General features: G+C 45.2%; 18 protein-coding genes. 14 read left to right on the top strand and 4 right to left on the bottom strand.

Translation table 11 applies throughout. The features are described from left to right. Positions 1–119 precede the first annotated feature (119 nt). From SSED_RS16575 to map, 4 genes are all read right to left on the bottom strand, one after another. Positions 120–464, bottom strand: a complete 345-nt coding sequence (locus tag SSED_RS16575; RefSeq protein ID WP_012143499.1) for a DUF3718 domain-containing protein — start codon at positions 462–464, stop codon at positions 120–122. A 252-nt stretch (positions 465–716) separates the two neighbouring features. Continuing rightward, positions 717–1541 carry a 2,3,4,5-tetrahydropyridine-2,6-dicarboxylate N-succinyltransferase gene (gene dapD, locus SSED_RS16570; protein WP_012143498.1) on the bottom strand — a complete coding sequence of 275 codons (825 nt, stop codon included), beginning with the start codon at positions 1539–1541 and terminating at the stop codon, positions 717–719. A 192-nt stretch (positions 1542–1733) separates the two neighbouring features. Beyond that, positions 1734–4313, bottom strand: coding sequence for a bifunctional uridylyltransferase/uridylyl-removing protein GlnD (gene glnD / locus SSED_RS16565; protein WP_012143497.1), 2580 nt, complete (start codon positions 4311–4313; stop codon positions 1734–1736). A 76-nt stretch (positions 4314–4389) separates the two neighbouring features. After that, positions 4390–5187, bottom strand: a complete 798-nt coding sequence (map, locus tag SSED_RS16560) for a type I methionyl aminopeptidase (protein WP_012143496.1) — start codon at positions 5185–5187, stop codon at positions 4390–4392. A gap of 352 nt (positions 5188–5539) precedes the next feature. Here map and rpsB point away from each other — a divergent pair, with 352 nt between their 5' ends. The 14 genes from rpsB to lpxB all read left to right on the top strand — a co-directional run bounded on the left by rpsB (position 5540) and on the right by lpxB (position 19657). Continuing rightward, positions 5540–6268, top strand: a complete 729-nt coding sequence (rpsB, locus tag SSED_RS16555) for a 30S ribosomal protein S2 (protein WP_012143495.1) — start codon at positions 5540–5542, stop codon at positions 6266–6268. A gap of 134 nt (positions 6269–6402) precedes the next feature. Next, positions 6403–7251 (top strand): translation elongation factor Ts, encoded by an 849-nt coding sequence (gene tsf / locus SSED_RS16550; RefSeq protein ID WP_012143494.1) that lies wholly within the window; start codon positions 6403–6405, stop codon positions 7249–7251. A gap of 89 nt (positions 7252–7340) precedes the next feature. After that, the gene (gene pyrH, locus SSED_RS16545) at positions 7341–8078 is read left to right on the top strand and encodes a UMP kinase (protein ID WP_012143493.1); all 738 of its coding nucleotides are present in this window, start codon (positions 7341–7343) and stop codon (positions 8076–8078) included. Positions 8079–8152: 74 nt separating this feature from the next. Further along, positions 8153–8710, top strand: a complete 558-nt coding sequence (frr, locus tag SSED_RS16540) for a ribosome recycling factor (protein WP_012143492.1) — start codon at positions 8153–8155, stop codon at positions 8708–8710. A gap of 80 nt (positions 8711–8790) precedes the next feature. Then, positions 8791–9585, top strand: coding sequence for an undecaprenyl pyrophosphate synthase (gene uppS, locus SSED_RS16535; protein ID WP_012143491.1), 795 nt, complete (start codon positions 8791–8793; stop codon positions 9583–9585). 18 nt (positions 9586–9603) lie between these two features. Next, positions 9604–10461, top strand: coding sequence for a phosphatidate cytidylyltransferase (locus SSED_RS16530; protein ID WP_012143490.1), 858 nt, complete (start codon positions 9604–9606; stop codon positions 10459–10461). A 3-nt stretch (positions 10462–10464) separates the two neighbouring features. Continuing rightward, positions 10465–11652: a 1-deoxy-D-xylulose-5-phosphate reductoisomerase gene (ispC, locus tag SSED_RS16525; protein WP_012143489.1), complete on the top strand. Its 1188-nt coding sequence runs from the start codon at positions 10465–10467 to the stop codon at positions 11650–11652. Between the two features lie 19 nt (positions 11653–11671). Then, a complete protein-coding gene (gene rseP / locus SSED_RS16520; protein ID WP_012143488.1) occupies positions 11672–13057 on the top strand; it encodes a sigma E protease regulator RseP in 1386 nt (461 codons plus the stop codon). Between the two features lie 29 nt (positions 13058–13086). After that, positions 13087–15570, top strand: a complete 2484-nt coding sequence (gene bamA, locus SSED_RS16515) for an outer membrane protein assembly factor BamA (RefSeq protein WP_012143487.1) — start codon at positions 13087–13089, stop codon at positions 15568–15570. A 69-nt stretch (positions 15571–15639) separates the two neighbouring features. After that, the gene (locus SSED_RS16510) at positions 15640–16134 is read left to right on the top strand and encodes an OmpH/Skp family outer membrane protein (protein ID WP_012143486.1); all 495 of its coding nucleotides are present in this window, start codon (positions 15640–15642) and stop codon (positions 16132–16134) included. A gap of 19 nt (positions 16135–16153) precedes the next feature. Further along, positions 16154–17179 (top strand): UDP-3-O-(3-hydroxymyristoyl)glucosamine N-acyltransferase, encoded by a 1026-nt coding sequence (lpxD, locus tag SSED_RS16505; RefSeq protein ID WP_012143485.1) that lies wholly within the window; start codon positions 16154–16156, stop codon positions 17177–17179. 29 nt (positions 17180–17208) lie between these two features. Further along, on the top strand, positions 17209–17670 hold the full coding sequence (gene fabZ / locus SSED_RS16500) for a 3-hydroxyacyl-ACP dehydratase FabZ (RefSeq protein WP_012143484.1): 462 nt from the start codon (positions 17209–17211) through the stop codon (positions 17668–17670). Beyond that, positions 17667–18434 carry an acyl-ACP--UDP-N-acetylglucosamine O-acyltransferase gene (lpxA, locus tag SSED_RS16495; RefSeq protein ID WP_012143483.1) on the top strand — a complete coding sequence of 256 codons (768 nt, stop codon included), beginning with the start codon at positions 17667–17669 and terminating at the stop codon, positions 18432–18434. Before fabZ ends, lpxA begins: the two co-directional genes overlap by 4 nt. 80 nt (positions 18435–18514) lie before the next feature. Continuing rightward, positions 18515–19657, top strand: a complete 1143-nt coding sequence (gene lpxB, locus SSED_RS16490) for a lipid-A-disaccharide synthase (protein WP_012143482.1) — start codon at positions 18515–18517, stop codon at positions 19655–19657. Positions 19658–19688 lie beyond the last annotated feature (31 nt).

Raw genomic sequence — 19688 nt, 5'->3', positions numbered from 1 at the left:
TCTATCGTTATTATCTTTTACACTTTAACCTTGGAACTGTAATGGGTTTCCTGACCGTTTAAAATAAAAAAACAGCCTCAAATGAGGCTGTTTTCATTTTTATGACTAATTAATAAGGCTTAATAGTTCACCGCCAACATCTCGTCTGAACTATAAGTCATAGCCAAATCTTTAATCGTTACTTGACCTTTCATATATGGGGCAATCTTACTGGCTGTTCTATCTGCACCATGACTCAATGCAAATTGATGATAACTCTGTCCATTACAAACTAAGCGAGGGAAGACTCTCTGCTTGTTAATACGATAGCCTTTCATCGTATCGTTGAATTTAAATAGACTGTTACTGGCTCCAGCTTTACAAACTTGTATCAATGTTTTTTCAATCTGAGGAGACATGGCTGCTGAAGCATTAAAAGCAAGTGGGGTCAGGATTATGGCTGCGATAGCAATGAACTTTTTCATGGTCGCTCCTAGCGTCTTTTATTCAGGGTGTGTTATTGAGTAAAGACCCTTTTCGACTGAAATGCTGTAAGCGATTTGTAGCTAAGTGTATCGAAATGTGCAGTTGGGAACAGACTGTTTCCCTGAGTAACAATTTATGTATTTCGACAAATTGGCATAAAAAATAATACCTGAATGGGCATAAAAAATCCCACCTGAAGTGGGATTTTATTTGTCTTTAGCTAACCCTTGAAACTCAGGGAAAGGGTGGGATTAGTCAACGATTCTTAATAGTTCGTTGATGCCCACTTTACCGCGAGTCTTAGCGTCAACTTTTTTGACAATAATAGCGGCGTAAAGATTATAGGTTCCGCATTTTGAAGGTAAGGTCCCTGAAACGACAACCGAGCCAGCCGGTACTCTTCCGTAATGAACCTCACCTGTTTCACGGTCATAGATACGGGTACTTTGTCCAAGATAAACGCCCATGGAAATAACGCTACCCTCTTCGACAATGACGCCCTCAACGACTTCAGAACGTGCACCTATGAAACAGTTATCTTCGATGATAGTTGGCCCTGCTTGTAATGGCTCCAATACACCACCAATGCCAACACCGCCAGATAGGTGAACATTCTTACCTATCTGAGCACAAGAGCCCACCGTGGCCCAGGTATCGACCATAGTACCCTCGTCAACATAGGCGCCAAGGTTCACATATGAAGGCATCAGAACCGTGTTCTTACCGATGAAAGAGCCTTTACGTACCGTGGCTGGCGGAACGACTCGGATTGCTTCCTCTTTGAAGCGAGCTTCATCGTAATCGGCAAATTTCATGGGAACTTTATCGAAGTATTTCGTTTCGCCACCATCGATAACACCATTATCGAAGATACGGAAAGAGAGCAGAACGGCTTTCTTTAGCCACTGATGAACGTGCCACTGGCCATCAATTTTCTCAGCAACTCTAGCTTCACCTTTATCAAGCATGCTAATTGCTTTCTCTACATCAGCACGAACGCTCGGTTCTACTGAGTTAGGGGTTATTTCTGCGCGAGCTTCAAAAGCTGCCTCTATGCGTTGGCGTAAAGCCTCCATTAACGTCTCCCAATTGTGTTATTGACTGAATCTGATTTAAAAAGGTTATACCAATCGGTATTATATACACAAGCCACTAAAAAGTGCTGCCGAGATATGAATATGAAAGAGTGAATTAGAATAACTCACTCAGAATTCAAATACTGGATGCACCGTTTGCTTGAGTCTTGCTCATAGGTTGTACAGTAAGCGCTAATATTGAGCAGGCTTTGTGAGTGCAGTGATTAAGTTCTGTCTCAACATCTCTTGTTGAATTTCATTCAGCTGCTCACCCTCGGTATTTTGCAGAATAAAAAAATCTTCTGCTCGCTCGCCAATAGTCGTTATTTTTGCTGCCAACAATTTGAGTTGGCATCGATAAAGAATATCCCCAACTTTTGCCAAGAGTCCCGGACTATCGAGTGCAATAAGTTCCATCATGCTGGTGCCATGGCGCCGAGAGGGCAAGAAATTTACCTGAGTTCGCACCCTAAAAGGTTTCATTTTCCGTGAAAGCTTCTTAAATTTTGGCAGCTTAGATGTGTCACTGTTTAGCGCTTTAATTAGTGTTTTTCTGAGTGCCTGAATTCGTGACACCCGCGATACAGGGCTTCCATCCTGCTCTAAAATGACAAAAGAATCTAGCACATATTGATCTTTAGAGGCCATGATACCGGCTTCGTGAACATTGATGTTTTTGTTGTCTAACACGGCCATAACGGTCGTGAATAGCTTAGGTTTATCTTTTCCATAGATGAACAGCTCTGTGCCACCTCTGGTCGTGTGCTTAGAGATAAGGACCAGAGGTTCATCTTGTTTATGTTTAAGTATGGCTTCTGCATGCCAGGCTATCTGATTAGGCTGATGGCGTAAAAAATAATCGGCTTTAAATCGCTGCCATAATACATCCAGGCTTTTCTCTTTCACGCCACGTCTGAGCAGCTCTTTTTTTGCCTTTGCCTGATGCTCCCTGACTCGAGCGCGAATATCGACAGGCTTCTCTTTGCCTCGGGCCAACACGCGTTGTGTGGAGAAATAAAGATCTCGAAGTAAAGAGCCTTTCCAACTGTTCCAGGTCTTTTCATTGGTGGCACAGATATCGGCAACGGTTAAGCAGTAAAGGTAACTCAGGTGTACCGAATCTCTGACTTTATCAGCAAAGTCGGCGACCACATCGGGATCGGAAATATCGCGTCTTTGCGCGGTGACAGACATTACCAAGTGATTTTCTACTAACCACGCAACCATCCGACCATCGTGATCGTTGAGCCCATGGAGCTTACAGAAATCGAGTGCATCAACAGCCCCTAGTTTACTATGGTCGCCGCCACGTCCCTTCCCAATGTCGTGAAACAGCGCCGCCAGCACGAGCAGGCCTTTTTTGGGTAATTGGTTGATGAGTACGGAGCCTAACGGAAACTCCTCTTTTTGATCAGTTTGAGCGAAGCTTTCAATATTTTGCAGGAGTCTATGGGTATGCTCATCGACCGTATAAGCGTGAAAAAGATCGAATTGCATCTGCCCCTCAATATCTCGCCAGGCGGGTAGATATGAAGATAAAACACCATGTCGGTGCATTAAGGACAAGGCGGCGATGCCTCTGGGATGGCGCAATATCTCTGAGAAGACAGCTCTGCATGCTGGAAGGTTCAACAATGCTTGCGTCTGGGCACGTCGGGCCTTCCTCAAGCTTCTCAAAGTCGGGGCATAAATACCCTGAATATTGGAGTTTTTTGCCGCATGGAGAAACAGCGTCATCAGCTGGACCGGGTCGTCAAAAAGGTTTTCTGTGATACTTTCTATAAACTTACCACGCAGTTGAAAGTCGTCGTTGATCCCTTTTATTTCCAGCGCTTTAGTATGACCCAGTGTGGCACGTTTAAAAAGCTGGAGTAGCATCTGGTTCAGCTCCATCACACGCCTTACGGTGCGATAGTAGCGTTTCATCATCTGCTCCACTCCAAGCTGTGTGGCATCTTCATAACCCAGAAGATCTGCTACCTGGCGCTGAAGGTCAAACAGCAAGCGGTTTTCATCCCGTCCGGAGATCAAATGAAGCGCGAACCTTAATTCCCATAAGAAGGACTGGCACTCGAGCAGTTCATTGAGCTCATCGGACTCGAGAAACCCATGGCCGACGAGCGCTTCAATGTTGGCAGCATCAAAGTAGCGCATAGCAACCCAGGAGATGGTATGGATGTCTCTTAAACCGCCAGGACAGGTCTTGATATTAGGCTCAAGATCGAATGCGCTTGCCTTAGCATGGCGTGCGATCTGTTCGTCACGTTTGGCGATGTAAAAATCACTTGCGGGCCAAAAATCATCGGCTCTGATACTCAGGTGTAAAGAATGATAAAGTGTCTGGGGACCACAAAGCAATCTTGCTTCGAGAAGATTAGTGGCTATGGTGATGTCATTTCGCCCTTGCTCAAGGGTTTGAGCCAGACTGCGAACACTGTGACCGACCTCCAGACCAGCATCCCATAAAAAAGCGATATACCGACTTAATGCCTGTTCGGCTTCGGGGGATAGTTCTGTCTCGATCAGGAAAAGAAGGTCGACATCGGACTGGGGGTGCAGCTCGGCGCGGCCATAACCTCCAACGGCAATGAGCGCGATGGGAAATTGATCTAACTGCTGCTCTTGCCACTGTTGCTGTAATAATTCATCGACGAATTGGCATCGTTGTGCGACTAAGTTTTTGATCGACTCCTCATGACGAAAGCGGGTGAGGAGGTCGTGGTTTTGTGAGAGTAGCTGAGCTTTGGCGAGTTGAGCTGATTCCGTGGTCATCGATGCCCTTGAGCTGGTTAGTTCACTGGCTTAACGTACAAATAGTTAAGCCAGTGCGGATTATAGTTCTAATAAACTAGTGATTAATCACTCTTGGAAAGTCCTCTTCTTCACGAAGAGTAAGTACTTCGACTCCGGTTTTAGTGATCAGCAGTGTGTGTTCCCATTGAGCTGATTTTTTACCATCTGAGGTCGTTACTGTCCAGTTATCATCTTTATCGAGAATGCAAGTATGGCGACCGGCATTGATCATTGGCTCGATAGTGAAGCACATGCCCGGGCGCAAGACGGTTTTGTCGCTGTTTTTATAATGCATGACTTGAGGCTCTTCGTGGAAACCAGCACCAATACCATGACCACAATAATCTTTTACAATGCTGTATTTCTCGAGGCCAGTTTTCTTAGTCTTAATAAATTTCTCAACTATGGTACCTATTTCGCCTAGTTTCATACCCGGACGAACTTTACGGATGCTGGCATAGAGGCTCTCTTGAGCGATGCGGCAAAGACGCGTATCTTTAGCGCTGACATCACCAATCAAAAACATCTTCGAAGTGTCACCGTGGTAACCATCTTTGATGACCGTGATATCGATATTAATAATATCGCCATCTTTTAAAGCGCGTGAACTTGGGATCCCATGGCAGATCACTTCATTGATTGAAGTACAGATAGACTTTGGAAAACCGTGATAGTCGAGAGGTGCTGAGGTTGCGCCATGTTCTTCTGTAAATTTAGCGCAGATATCGTTTAGCTCATCTGTCGTAACACCCACTTTAACAAAAGGCGCCACCATCTCTAAAACGTCAGCCGCTAATTTTCCGGCTGCACGCATTTTCTCGATCTCTTCTGCACTCTTTATCACTATACTCATTTAACTGTCTCTCGTGTGTCTTTTCATGGCGATTTCGGCGAGCATATTTTACATCAAAAGAGAGCGAAAATTTGTGTTTGCTCTCTCAATATGGTATAAAGCGCGCCGTTATGTTTGACTCTAACCCGTCTTTGGCAGATGCAAGATACTCTCTATTCAATAGGATTCTATTCAATAGGATGGAGATTCAAGCAAAATGCTCAAGCGGTTAAAGTTAAGATGGCGGCCATTATACATGGCTATTTATTAAATACTAAATCACACACGTTTCGACACATTCTTCGGGGTGCCTACATAGGTCGAAGATATGGGAAGCGTGGAGGTCTAACCCCTAACAATTTAAGGTAATAAAATGACTACAGTTTCAATGCGCGACATGCTACAAGCCGGTGTTCACTTCGGTCACCAGACTCGTTACTGGAACCCAAAGATGAAGCCTTTCATCTTCGGTGCTCGTAATGGTGTTCACATCATCAACCTAGAGCACACTGTGCCTATGTTCAATGAAGCACTTGCTTTCATCAGCAATGTTGCATCAAAGAAAGGTAAAGTTCTTTTCGTTGGTACTAAGCGTGCTGCAAGCGAAGCTATCAAAGAATCTGCTATCTCTTGTGAGCAGTTCTACGTCGATCACCGCTGGTTAGGCGGCATGTTGACTAACTGGAAAACAGTTCGTCAATCAATCAAGCGTCTTAAAGACCTTGAAAGCCAGTCTGTAGACGGTACTTTCGACAAGCTTACTAAGAAAGAGGCGCTAATGCGTACTCGCGAGCTTGAGAAGTTAGAAAAATCTCTTGGTGGTATCAAGAACATGGGCGGCCTACCTGACGTTATCTTCGTTATCGGTGCTGACCATGAGCATATCGCTATTAAAGAAGCTAACAACTTAGGTATTCCAGTTGTAGCTGTTGTTGATACTAACTCTTCACCAGACGGTATCAACTACATCGTTCCTGGTAACGATGACGCTATGCGTTCTATCCGTTTATACACTCAGTCTGTTGCTGCTGCCGCTAAAGCTGGTCGTGGTCAAGACCTTGCTGTACAAGCTGAGCAAGACGGTTTCGTAGAAGCTGAATAATTTGGTTTGATGCTAAGCATCTCCAAAATTAATTAAGCGACATGATAGGAAAACAGGGGCGCTTTTCACCTTAGGTGGTAACAGCCCCTGTTTTATATCAATTGAATTTTGAATTATCTGTAGAGGATTTAACAATGGCAATTACTGCTGCCCAAGTTAAAGAACTTCGTGACCGCACTGGCGCTGGCATGATGGATTGTAAGAAAGCATTGACTGAAACTGATGGTGACATCGAACTAGCAATTGATAGCATGCGTAAGAGCGGTGCTGCAAAGGCTGCCAAAAAAGCAGGTAACATCGCTGCTGAAGGTACAATCCTTATTAAGAATGGCGAAGGTTACGCTGCACTTTTAGAAGTTAACTGTCAAACAGACTTCGTTGCAAAAGACGCAAACTTCCTAGCATTTGCTAACGCTGTTCTAGAGGTTGCTGCTGCATCTAAAGTCACTATCGAAGATTTGAAAGCACAGTTTGAAGAGACGCGTATTGCACTCGTTACTAAAATCGGTGAAAACATCAACGTTCGTCGCGTTGAGTACATTGATGGTGCAAACCTTGCCTCTTACCGTCACGGTGAGCGCATCGGTGTAGTTGTTGCCGGTGAAGCTGACGAAGAGACGCTAAAGCACGTTGCAATGCACGTTGCTGCTTCTAAGCCTGAGTTCGTTAACCCTGAAGATGTTCCGGCTGATCTTGTTGAGAGAGAGAGAGCACTTCAGATCGAAATCGCTATGAACGAAGGCAAGCCTGCAGAGATTGCTGAGAAGATGGTTTTCGGTCGCATGAAGAAGTTCACTGGTGAGATCTCTCTTACTGGTCAAGCTTACATCATGGAACCTAAGAAAACTGTTGGCGCAATTCTTAAAGAGAAAGGCGCTACGGTATCTAACTTCGTTCGTTTAGAAGTTGGCGAAGGTATCGCGAAGAAAGAAGAAGATTTTGCTGCTGAAGTAGCTGCACAAATCGCTGCTACTAAGGCTTAATCTCCTTTGTAAGCACCCCTAAGGCCGTAGCATTTGCTGCGGTCTTATCGTATATATTTCCCTATCGGCATCAATTCAGGACAATAAAAATGAGCACGAATCCTAAACCTGCATTTCGACGTATTCTTCTAAAGTTAAGTGGCGAAGCCTTAATGGGCGAAGAAGGCTTTGGTATCGATCCTAAAGTATTGGATCGTATGGCTCAAGAGATTAAAGAACTGGTTGAGCTCGGCATTCAGGTAGGTGTTGTTATCGGTGGTGGGAACCTATTTCGTGGCGAAGGACTGGCACAAGCTGGCATGAACCGCGTTGTTGGTGACCATATGGGTATGCTTGCAACTGTGATGAATGGTCTGGCGATGCGTGATGCTTTGCATCGTGCTTATGTCAATGCAAGACTGATGTCTGCAATTCCTTTGAAGGGCGTGTGTGACGATTATAACTGGGCTGAAGCGATTAGCTTATTAAAGTCTGGTCGTGTTGTTATTTTTGCTGCGGGAACGGGTAATCCTTTCTGCACCACAGATTCTGCTGCATGTCTACGCGGAATTGAGATTGAAGCTGAAGTCGTCATTAAAGGAACCAAAGTAGACGGTGTCTATTCAGATGATCCGGTTAAGAACCCTGATGCAGTAAAATATGATGAAATGGGTTACGATGAAATTCTCGACAAAGAGTTAAAAGTGATGGATCTGGCAGCATTTACTATGGCTAGAGATCACAATATGCCATTATTGGTATTTAATATGAATAAACCTGGTGCCCTTCGTCGTGTAATAATGGGTGAGCAGGAAGGTACAATGATCAAGGCTCAATCAGCCGAGTGATAAAGGCTCCGGTAGCTGAAGCTGAGTGTTCAATAATAGAATAAGCAATTAGTGAATTAGAAAGGATATTTATCGTGATAAACGAAATTAAAAATGATGCAAAATCACGCATGGAAAAGTGCGTTGAATCCACTAAGACCCAAATGGCTAAAGTTCGTACTGGCCGTGCACACCCTAGTCTATTAGATACAATTAAAGTCTCTTATTACGGTTCAATGACACCGCTTAAGCAAGTCGGCAATGTATCGATTGAAGATTCACGAACTCTTGCTGTCAATGTTTTCGACAGTACGATGATCCAAGCCGTTGAAAAGGCAATTATGAGTTCTGACTTAGGACTTAATCCTATGTCTGCCGGTGCAACTATCCGTATTCCACTTCCGGCATTAACGGAAGAGCGTCGTAAAGATCTGATTAAAGTAGTACGCGCCGAAGCTGAAAATGGTCGTATAGCAGTGCGTAACGTTCGCCGTGACGCTAACTCAGACGTTAAATCTCTTGAAAAAGAGAAAGAGTGTACTGAAGATGATGTTCGTCGTACTGAAGATGACGTTCAGAAATTCACCGATGCTCACATCAAGCTGATCGATGAAATATTGACTGCAAAAGAAGCAGAGTTGATGGAAGTCTAATCTAGGGCTAAGAAACTAGAGTTCAGACGCCGTGTAGCGGTATACTACACGGCGTTTGTCTATTTTAAGGGTTGTAATAGATGTCAATCGACTCCCAATCTAGTTCAGAATTCACTCCTGAGGAGGTCGCTGAACTTGTGAAACTGTCAACTCCCAAGCACGTAGCCATCATCATGGATGGAAACGGACGTTGGGCACAGGCACAAGGGAAACCCAGAGTGATGGGGCACCGAGCCGGTGTAAAGGCAGTTCGTCGTGTCGTTAGCACTGCCAGAGAGATGGGAATAGACTCACTGACACTGTTTGCCTTCTCGAGCGAAAATTGGCGTAGACCCGATAAAGAGGTCACGCTGTTGATGGAACTGTTTTTTACTGTTCTACAGCGCGAGATTAAGTTACTGCATAAAAATGGTGTAAGGCTAAATATCATAGGGGATATTAGTCGTTTCCCAGAGCGTTTACAGAAACAGATCGCATCGGCTGAGGCGAAAACTGCCGATAACTCTGAGTTAATTCTTAACGTTGCGGCTAACTATGGAGGCCGTTGGGATATCATGCAGGCGGCTCAAACTTTAGCTAAAAAGGTCGAGTCTGGTGAAATGAACAGCAGTCAGTTCACCGAAGAGGCGCTAAATGAACATTTATGCATGCAAAATCAGCCTGAAGTTGATTTAATGATCCGCACTGGCGGTGATTTCCGTATCAGTAATTTCATTTTATGGCAGGCTGCCTATGCCGAGTTGGTATTTACCGATACTTTATGGCCGGACTTTGATGAAAATGCATTCAGGCAGACGGTAGCCATTTTTGCATCTCGTCAGCGCCGTTTTGGCTTAACGGGATGCCAGATCGAATCTATGCAGGCTCAGAAATAATTTTTAGAGGGATATTTTTTGCTAAAACAACGAATAATAACAGCAATTTGGTTAATTCCCTTGGTTTTGGGGGCTATTTTTTGGCTTCCTACGGAATACTTCTCATGGGCTTTGATCCCTGTATTCCTTATTGCGGCCAAGGAGTGGGGACAGATAATTGATAAACGCTGTCAAATAACGCAATGGAGCTTTACCGTCACCATAGGTGTACTACTGGTCGCGTTAAATATTTTTGTGCCTGCCGATGAACTTTGGTTTAAAGGGCACCTTCATCCCGTCTACCTGTCGGTTATCTTAATCGGTGCAATGTGGTGGGCAATCTCTTTTCTTTTAGTCCTCTCATTTCCGAAGAGCTCGGCCATGTGGCAAAAAAGCCATATGTTCAAGTCGATGTTTGGACAGTTGACTCTAATTCCATGCTTTGCCGCATTAATCGCCTTAAAAGGCTTAAGCTCTGAAGCGGCTCCCTATTACGGTGGAACACTCGTCTTTTTGGTTATGATCGTGGTTTGGGCGACCGATTCCGGGGCGTATTTTGCGGGGAAAGCATTAGGTAAACACAAGTTGATGCCCAATGTGAGTCCGGCTAAAACCATTGAAGGCTTACTGGGTGGTTTGGCTACCAGCATGATTGTTGTTTTCGGTATAATGACAGCTTCTCCCGAACAAGAGCTTGGGCTGGTGGTCGTTGTCACTCTATTCGTAGCCCTTGTTTCCGCTGTCGGTGACCTTTCCGAGAGTATGTTCAAACGTGTAGCCGATATTAAAGATTCAGGTACAATTTTACCCGGGCATGGGGGGATACTCGATCGTATCGATAGTTTAACTGCCGCACTGCCTGTATTTACCCTTATATATATTGCATTTTGGATGTAACCCATGCAGAGAATGGTAATTTTAGGTGCGACAGGTTCTATTGGCTCTAGTACGTTAAGTGTCATAGAAAGCAATCCTGATGCCTACAGTGTGTATGCTTTGGTCGCTAATACCAGTGTCGAAAAGATGCTCGCTCTGTGTGAGACACATCGCCCTCAAATTGCTCATATGGTCGATGGGCAAGCGGCTAAATCACTCAAGCAAAGATTACCTACAAGTCTGAATGTTGAAATCACCACTGGCGAAGATCAACTGATTGATATTGTCAGTGCAAGTTGTGTAGACAGTGTGATGGCTGCGATTGTGGGCGCAGCGGGTCTGGTGCCAACATTAGCGGCGGTTAAAGCCGGCAAACGTGTATTGCTTGCCAATAAAGAATCATTAGTCATGTCTGGTCGACTCTTTATTGATGAGATGAGGCGATCGGGTGCTCGGGTTCTTCCCGTCGATAGTGAACACAATGCGATTTATCAGGCTCTTCCTGAGTCTCTGCAGAGCAACATAGGTTACTGTGAACTGGAAAAAGCAGGCGTTTCTCATATTCTCCTCACTGGATCCGGTGGTCCGTTTTTAACCTCTGAGCTTGCTTCTCTGGCCTCAATGACTCCTGCACAGGCTTGTAAACATCCTAATTGGTCGATGGGGCGTAAGATCTCTGTCGATTCAGCGACCATGATGAACAAGGGATTAGAGTATATAGAGGCGCGTTGGTTGTTTAATGCAGCCGATGATCAGCTTAAAGTCGTTATTCACCCACAGAGTGTTATTCACTCTATGGTGCAGTATTTAGATGGCTCTGTTTTAGCTCAGCTTGGTAATCCCGATATGCGCACGCCTATCGCTCACTGCATGGCTTACCCGCAAAGAATTCAATCCGGAGTTGAACCTTTAGACTTTTTCAAAGTCGGACAGTTAAGCTTCTCAGAACCCGATTTCAATCGTTTCCCCTGTTTAGCATTGGCTATGGAAGCTTGCAAGCAGGGGCAAGAAGCGACGACGGTTGTCAATGCCGCCAACGAAATATCGGTTCAGGCATTTTTAGAAAACAAGATTAAGTTTACCGATATTGCTAAAGTAAACGAAGCCTGCTTAAGTCAGGTTGCACCGCAGTCGTTGAACAGTATTGAAGATATTATTCGGTTAGACCTTCAATCGCGCACCTATGCTGCAGAATGGGTTAAGAAAATTTAAATAATCTCTGAGGAAGGGAATGATAGATTTTTTATGGAACTTGGGTTCCTTTGTCATCGCTTTAGGCATGCTGATCACGGCACACGAATATGGTCACTTTTGGGTCGCCAGGCGTTGTGGTGTTAAAGTCGAGCGTTTCTCTATCGGTTTTGGTAGAGCGATCTGGCGTAAAGTAGGGCAAGATGGCACGGAATATGTGCTTGCCATGATTCCACTAGGTGGTTATGTCAAAATGCTCGACGAACGCGTCGAGGAAGTGCCTGATGAATTAAAAGATCAGGCGTTTAATCGTAAAAGTGTTTGGAAACGAATCGCAATCGTCGCAGCGGGTCCCTTAGCTAACTTTATTTTTGCTATCTTTGCCCTCTATTTCATGTATTTAATTGGCGTGCCGTCATTAAAACCCGTTATCGAATCTACTCAGCTAAATACTCCGGCAGCTCAAATCCAGGTTGATGAGCCTATGCTTATTACCTCTGTTGGTGGTAACACGGTTAGAAACTGGGAAGAGGTGACGTATGCCCTGGTGGGGCATATTGGTGATCCTGAGATCGATATCTCAGTGTCTCCCTTGAGTCGTAGCAGTGATTATTCTGACACTGAAACCACCCCCAGAGGGACTCACTACACCTTAGATACTAAAGGTTGGCAGTTTGATCCTGAAAAGGAATCACCGATAACGTCTCTGGGGTTAGGTATATTCAGACCTGAAATAACCCCTACTTTAGGTTTAGTCTCACCCGATGGTGCAGCGGCTGCGGCCGGCATTGAGGTTGGAGATACCTTAGTTGCGCTCAACGGCGAACCTTATGGCGAGTGGGATGATTTTGTCTATAGCATTAAGTCTTCACCTAACCAAGCCGTACAGGTCACAGTGAGACGAGATGGTGAACAGTTACAGTATAAAGTCATACCTCAGGCGCGTGAAAACGACCAAGGGTTGATGGAGGGGGTGATTGGTGTCGCTCCTACTCAGGCCGAATGGCCTGAGAATATGCAACTGCAGCTAGAGTATGGCTTCATTGAGTCATTTGGTGTTGCAGCAGATAAAACATGGCAACTTGTCGTCGTCAGCATTAAGATGATTGGCAAGTTGGTCACCGGCGATGTGTCGGTGAAGAATTTAAGTGGACCAATATCGATTGCACAAGGTGCAGGAAGTAGTGCTAACTATGGTTTGGTTTACTTTTTAGGTTTCCTCGCATTGATCAGCGTAAACTTAGGCATTATTAATTTACTGCCTTTGCCGGTGCTCGATGGAGGACACTTGTTATATTACTTCGTTGAAGTGATCACAGGCAGGCCTGTACCCGAGAAGATACAGGAAATTGGATTCAGATTTGGGGCAGCGATGCTGCTAATGTTGATGAGCATAGCGCTTTTCAACGATTTCTCCCGACTCTGAGCAAGACACACACATAACTAGAAGCGTCTATGAGATTTAATAAACTTTTTGCCTCGATGGTATTAGTCGGTGCGTCTTTATCAGGGAACGGTTGGGCAGAAACATTCCAACCTTTTGAAGTAACCGATATACAAGTGCAAGGGTTACAGCGTGTAGCTCTTGGTGCCGCGCTACTGACCATTCCAGTTAAGGTCGGTGATACGGTTGATCAAGTTAAACTCCAACAAGCAATTAAGAGCTTGTATGCCTCGACTAACTTCGAACATATCGAAGTGAGTCGTGATGGCGGTGTATTGGTGGTCACGGTCAAAGAGAGACCGACAATCAGTACCGTGACATTTGAAGGCAACAAAGATATCAAAGATGAACAGCTTCAGGAGAGTCTGGATGGCTCCGGGGTCAAGGTCGGTGAGTCATTAGACCGTACCATGTTATCGGGTATCGAGAAGAGTCTTCAGGATTTCTATTATGGTGTGGGTAAATACGGAGCTAAAGTTGAAGCTCAGGTTATTAACTTGCCTCGTAATCGTGTAGAGCTAAAGTTCAACTTTACTGAAGGGTTAGCCGCAGAGATCAAACAGATCAACGTCGTTGGTAATGAAGTCTTCTCCGATGCTGAACTTATCGGCATGCTGGAACTAAAAGACTATGTCGCCTGGTGGGATCTGTTCGGTGAGCGCCGCTATCAGAAACAGAAACTTCAAGCCGATCTCGAGACGGTAAAATCTTTCTACCATAACCGAGGTTATATTCGCTTCGATGTCACCTCGACACAAGTTGCGATGACGCCTGACCGTAAGGGTCTCTATATCACTATCAATGTCGATGAGGGCGAGCAGTATAAGGTTACAGAAGTTAACCTGACTGGCGACCTGATGGGGCGTGAGAAAGTGATGAAGGGTATTCTTCCTATTAAAGAGGGAGACATGTATAACGGTGCCGATGTGACATTTGCCGAAGAGATGTATGGCAAGTATCTGGGCCGTTTCGGTTATGCCTACCCGGAAGTTAAGACCTACCCGGAAATTAATGATGAGACTAAAGAAGTTACTCTTAACGTTAATATTCAACCGGGTAAACGCGTCTATGTACGTAATATCAACTTTTCCGGTAACCAGGTCACCAAAGACGAAGTAATGCGTCGTGAGCTTCGTCAGATGGAAGGTGCGTGGTTAAACTCGGCACAGGTTGAGCAATCTAAAGCCCGCCTGAACCGTTTAGGTTATTTTGAAACCGTAGATACCGAAACGGTTCAAGTACCAGGTACCGATGATCTGGTCGATGTTGCCTTCAATGTAAAAGAGCAGCCATCGGGTTCATTTAATGCCGGTGTCGGTTATGGTACTGAATCAGGGTTGAGTCTGCAGTTTGGTGTTCAGCAGAGTAACTTCTTAGGTACGGGTAACCAAGCGGGTATTAACCTAAATACTAACAAGTATTCAAAGAACGTGAATGTCTCTTATACCGACCCATACTTTACCAAAGATGGTGTTAGTTTAGGTGGTAGTATTTACTGGAACGAGTTTGACGCGCATGAGGCCAACCTCGAGCGTTATAAGAACAGCTCTTATGGTATTGCGCTTAACTCTGGTTTCCCTATCAACGAAACCAATCGAATTAACGGTGGTATTGGCTATCGTCATAACTCGATCTCTGAGATCTCGGCTTATGAGCAGGCGCTGCGCTTCTATAATATCTACCGTGACTCAGACGATCCGAATGCCGACCTGGCCTTCAATAACTTCGAGGCTAACTTAGGTTGGTACCGTAGTACGCTTAACCGGGGTACCTTCCCATCAGATGGTTCATCTCAGCGCTTGAGCACTAAGGCGACGATACCGGGTTCAGATCTGCAATACTTTAAGGCAGATTTTGATACCAGCTTCTACTTCCCAATCAACCGTAGTCACAGCTTTGTTATGTTGACTAAGGCTCGTGTTGGTTACGGTAATGGTTATGGTCAGTTTAACGATAACGATCAGATATTACCTTTCTGGGAAAACTATTACTCAGGTGGTAGTAGTTCCTTACGTGGCTTCAAGTCTAACTCTGTAGGCCCACGTTCATTCTACCTGTATCGAGGTAGTGAGCCATGTTCTCCGGATCCTTCGGGTTCGGGCTGTTATCTACCGGGCGATCCAAACCAAATTCAGGTCAGCGATGGTCGCTCAATTGGTGGTAATGCGATTGCAACAGCCAGCATAGAGATGATTGTGCCAACGCCATTTTTGGATGAGGCTTATACCAATTCAGTACGTACCAGTTTCTTCGTCGATGCCGGTAACGTATGGGATACCGAGTTTGATTATGACTCATACCGTTATCTTCCTGCACACGAGTTTGATAAGCTTGAAGATTATGCCGACCCGAGCCGGATCCGCGCATCTGCGGGTATGAGCGTACAGTGGCTGTCACCGATGGGACCTATGGTGTTTAGTCTTGCTTGGCCAATTAAGGAATACGAGGATGATGAGACTGAGATCTTCTCGTTCAATATTGGCAAAACTTTCTAAATTAAAACTAAGTTAAATTAAGAATAATCGGCAAGTTTTGCTGAATTAAAGGAGTCTATTTTGAAAAAGATGTTTAATCGCGCGATGATGGTTTTGGTTCTTCTTGCTGCACCTATTGCGGCACAAGCCGAGAAAATTGCAGTCGTTGATATGCAAGCCGTTTTCGAGCAGTTACCACAGCGTGAAGCGGTAAGCAAAACACTTAAAACTGAGTTTGGTGACCGTGTTGCCAGCGTTCAGAAAATGCAGGAAGAGTTGCGTGGCATGCTAGAGAAGCAGCAACGTGATGGTGCCCTTATGAGCGAGTCTCAGAAGACTGAGATGGTTCGTAAGATGGAGTCTATGAAGTCTGAGTTGCAGCTTAAAGGTAAGGCGCTTGATGAAGATATGCGTCGTCGTCAGGGTGAAGAGCAGAACAAGCTTTTAGTTAAAGTTCAGCAAGCTATCAACAAGATTGCTGAAGCTGAAAGCTATGACATGGTGCTTCAACGTGGCGCGGTTATCTATGTTAAGCCTACTGCCGATATCAGCAGCAAAGTCGTTGACGCACTAAGCAAAGGTTAATGGCAAAGGCTAATTATTGATGAAAAGCTACACCATAAAAGAGTTGGCTCAGAAGCTTGGCGGTGATATTCAAGGTGATGAGACTCTGGTTATTTCCAGTGTTGCTACCTTGGAGAATGCCGGAGCAGGCCAACTCTCTTTTTTAGCCAATTCAAAATATCGTGCCCAATTGGAATCAACCCAAGCGAGTGCGGTGTTGATCTCTCCTAAAGAGATTGATGGTTATTCCGGTAACGCGATCATTTTAAGCGATCCTTATGTTGGTTTTGCCCGTGTATCTCAGTTATTAGATACCACGCCAAAGGCTGCACAAGGCATTCACCCATCTGCAATTATTCATCCGACTGCTAAGCTGGGTGAAGATGTTGCAGTGGGTCCAAATGCTGTTATCGGTGAAAACGTCATCCTTGGTGAGCGGGTACAAGTTGGCGCCGGCTCGGTGGTTGGCCAAGACTGTATCTTAGGCTCAGGCACACGTCTGTGGGCTAATGTCACTATTTACCATGATGTTCACCTTGGTCAGGACTGCATTATCCATTCAGGTGCCGTGATTGGTTCCGATGGCTTTGGTTATGCCAATGAACGCGGTCAATGGATTAAAATTCCACAGACCGGGGGCGTTAGGGTGGGTGATCGAGTTGAAATCGGTGCCAGTACTACGGTCGACCGTGGTGCGATTGAGCACACTGAGATCCATGACGGTGTGATACTCGATAATCAGGTTCAGATTGCTCATAACGATATTATCGGTGAAAATACCGCCATTGCCGGCAACTCTACCATTGCGGGAAGCACCCGGATAGGTAAGTACTGTATCATAGGTGGAAACAGTGCAGTAGCGGGCCATCTGAGCGTAGCCGATGGCACCCATATCTCAGGTGCGACCAATGTCACCAGTATTATTCGTGAGCGTGGTGTCTATAGCTCAGCCACTATCGCCATGGACAATAAATTATGGCGCCGAAATACGGTTCGTTTCAGACAACTGGATGAGCTTTTTCAGCGTGTTAAAAAGCTTGAAAAAAGTGTACCAACAGAAGATTAACTGCCTAAAGGCGGATTAAGGAAAAATTAGTGTCAAATCAATTAAATACCATGGATATCAAAGAAATCATGAACTCTTTGCCCCATAGGTACCCATTCTTATTGATCGATCGTGTATTAGACTATACTCCGGGTGAGACGCTTCATGCGATCAAGAACGTCACTATCAATGAACCTTTCTTCCAGGGACATTTCCCGATCCAACCAGTGATGCCTGGCGTATTAATTCTGGAAGCGATGGCGCAGGCAACAGGCTTGTTAGCTTACAAGACAATGGAAGCTGCTGTTACTGATGATTCCTTGTATTATTTTGCCGGTATCGATAAGGCGCGTTTTAAGCGAGTTGTCGAGCCAGGTGATCAGTTACACTTTGAAGTGAAGATGGTAAAAGAACGCCGTGGGATTGGGGTGTTTACTGGTGTAGTTAAGGTTGACGGCGAGTTAGTTTGCTCGGCGGAAATCATGTGTGCTCGCAGAGAGATCAAAAAGTGATAGATAAATTAGCGTATATTCATCCTGATGCAAAAATTGGTAATAATGTCACTATCGGCCCATGGACCTATATTGGTGCAGATGTCGAGATTGGTGATGATTGTTGGTTGAGCTCCCATGTGGTAGTTAAAGGGCCAACGGTTATCGGCAAAGGCAATAAAATTTTTCAGTTTGCCTCGGTAGGTGAAGATTGCCAAGATAAAAAGTATGCAGGCGAAGCTACGCGACTCATCATGGGTGATAATAATATCATTCGTGAATCGGTGACGATTCATCGTGGAACGACCCAAGATAAGGGTGAGACTCGTATAGGCTCAAACAATCTGTTTATGGCTTATGTGCATATCGCTCATGACTGTGTCGTTGGTAACAACGTCATCATGTCAAACAATGCGTCAATTGCCGGACATGTACATGTTGGTGATTGGGCTATTCTTGGTGGGTTAACGGGTGTGCATCAGTTTGTTCATATCGGAGCTCATGCGTTTACTGCGGGTTACTCTCTTATCCTTCAGGATGTTCCTCCGTTTGTGATGGCATCGGGTCAACCCGGGATCCCACGCGGTTTGAACAGCGAAGGTATGAAACGCCGCGGTTTCTCGAAAGAGAGCCAGATGGCGGTCCGTCGTGCCTATAAGACGCTATACCGTAAAGGCTTGACTGTCGATGAGGCTATCGCTGCCTTATCGGAAGAGTCAGATGATGAACAAGTAAAGTTTATGATTGATTTTGTCTCCAACTCCAGCCGCGGTATCATTCGCTAACAGTCGAATACCGGAGCCCGTTAAAAACGGGCTCTTTATTTTCCATCTCTTTTCTATGATTTAACCTAAGATCTGATCCTATGAGTGAAACTACACATCCCACTTTTGCCATGGTTGCCGGGGAGCTCTCCGGAGATATCTTAGGCGCAGGCTTAATTAAAGCATTGCAACACCAATATCCTGACGCACGTTTTGTCGGAATTGGTGGTCCACGTATGGAAGCGCTGGGTTTTGAGTCTATCTTCTCATTCGAAGAGCTTGCGGTAATGGGCATTGTTGAAGTGCTTTCTCGCTTACAGCGTCTGTTGAAAGTCCGTAAAACTTTGATCGATGAGATTTGCTCGATCGAACCTGCGTGTTTTATCGGTATCGATGCCCCGGATTTCAATATCGGATTAGAGTTAAAACTTAAAGCAAGAGGCATTAAAACGGTTCACTACGTTAGCCCCTCCGTTTGGGCCTGGCGTCCTAAACGTATCTTCAAGATAGCCAAGGCTACCGATATGGTGCTGTCACTGCTGCCTTTTGAAAAGGCATTTTATGACAAACATGATGTCCCATGTACATTTGTCGGTCATACATTAGCCGACGACATTCCATTGATTAGCGACAAGACCGCTGCCCGTAACTTGCTGGGCTTGGATGCTGATGCTGAGTATTTAGCCGTACTTCCCGGTTCCCGAGGTGGCGAGCTGAAGCAGCTGGCTGAGCCTTTCGTTAAGGCGGCGAGTCTGATTAAGAAGCGTTACCCGGATATTCGTTTCGTGACGCCATTGGTTAACCAAAAGCGCCGTGAACAATTTGAAGAGGCACTTAAACTCCATGCTCCCGATCTTGAGATCACCTTAGTCGAAGGTCACTCCCGGGAAGTGATGGCAGCCTCGGATTGTATCTTGCTCGCATCGGGTACCGCGACGTTAGAAGCTATGTTGGTTAAGCGTCCAATGGTTGTGGCGTATCGGGTGAGCCCTATCACCTATAAGATAGCCAAGGGCATGATGCAAATTGACCAATACTCCTTACCTAACCTGTTATCGGGTGAGACGCTGGTGACTGAGCTGATCCAAGAAAATTGCACCGAGTCTTTGATTGCCGACGCGATCTCTGAACAGTTGGACAGCGACTTCTCACCTTTGAAGGAAAAATTTATGCAGCTACACAAAGGGCTGAAGTGCAATGCCAGCGAACGTGCAGCTGAAGCCGTCATTAAGCTGATCCAATAGTCTTTAACCCTCGATATAAGTTGGTAACTAT

The sequence above is a fragment of the Shewanella sediminis HAW-EB3 genome (assembly GCF_000018025.1).
Taxonomy (GTDB): Bacteria; Pseudomonadota; Gammaproteobacteria; order Enterobacterales; family Shewanellaceae; genus Shewanella; species Shewanella sediminis.
Note: the sequence above shows the minus strand (reverse complement) of the source record. Positions and strands in the feature narration are given on the sequence as shown.

Coding starts and splice junctions, on each gene's coding strand:
- glnD (WP_012143497.1), bottom strand. CDS start 4,313: ATGACCACGGAATCAGCTCAACTCGCCAAAGCTCAGCTACTCTCACAA.
- lpxD (WP_012143485.1), top strand. CDS start 16,154: ATGAAAAGCTACACCATAAAAGAGTTGGCTCAGAAGCTTGGCGGTGAT.
- uppS (WP_012143491.1), top strand. CDS start 8,791: ATGTCAATCGACTCCCAATCTAGTTCAGAATTCACTCCTGAGGAGGTC.
- map (WP_012143496.1), bottom strand. CDS start 5,187: ATGAGTATAGTGATAAAGAGTGCAGAAGAGATCGAGAAAATGCGTGCA.
- tsf (WP_012143494.1), top strand. CDS start 6,403: ATGGCAATTACTGCTGCCCAAGTTAAAGAACTTCGTGACCGCACTGGC.
- lpxB (WP_012143482.1), top strand. CDS start 18,515: ATGAGTGAAACTACACATCCCACTTTTGCCATGGTTGCCGGGGAGCTC.
- pyrH (WP_012143493.1), top strand. CDS start 7,341: ATGAGCACGAATCCTAAACCTGCATTTCGACGTATTCTTCTAAAGTTA.
- bamA (WP_012143487.1), top strand. CDS start 13,087: ATGAGATTTAATAAACTTTTTGCCTCGATGGTATTAGTCGGTGCGTCT.
- SSED_RS16575 (WP_012143499.1), bottom strand. CDS start 464: ATGAAAAAGTTCATTGCTATCGCAGCCATAATCCTGACCCCACTTGCT.
- ispC (WP_012143489.1), top strand. CDS start 10,465: ATGCAGAGAATGGTAATTTTAGGTGCGACAGGTTCTATTGGCTCTAGT.
- SSED_RS16510 (WP_012143486.1), top strand. CDS start 15,640: ATGTTTAATCGCGCGATGATGGTTTTGGTTCTTCTTGCTGCACCTATT.
- rpsB (WP_012143495.1), top strand. CDS start 5,540: ATGACTACAGTTTCAATGCGCGACATGCTACAAGCCGGTGTTCACTTC.
- rseP (WP_012143488.1), top strand. CDS start 11,672: ATGATAGATTTTTTATGGAACTTGGGTTCCTTTGTCATCGCTTTAGGC.
- dapD (WP_012143498.1), bottom strand. CDS start 1,541: ATGGAGGCTTTACGCCAACGCATAGAGGCAGCTTTTGAAGCTCGCGCA.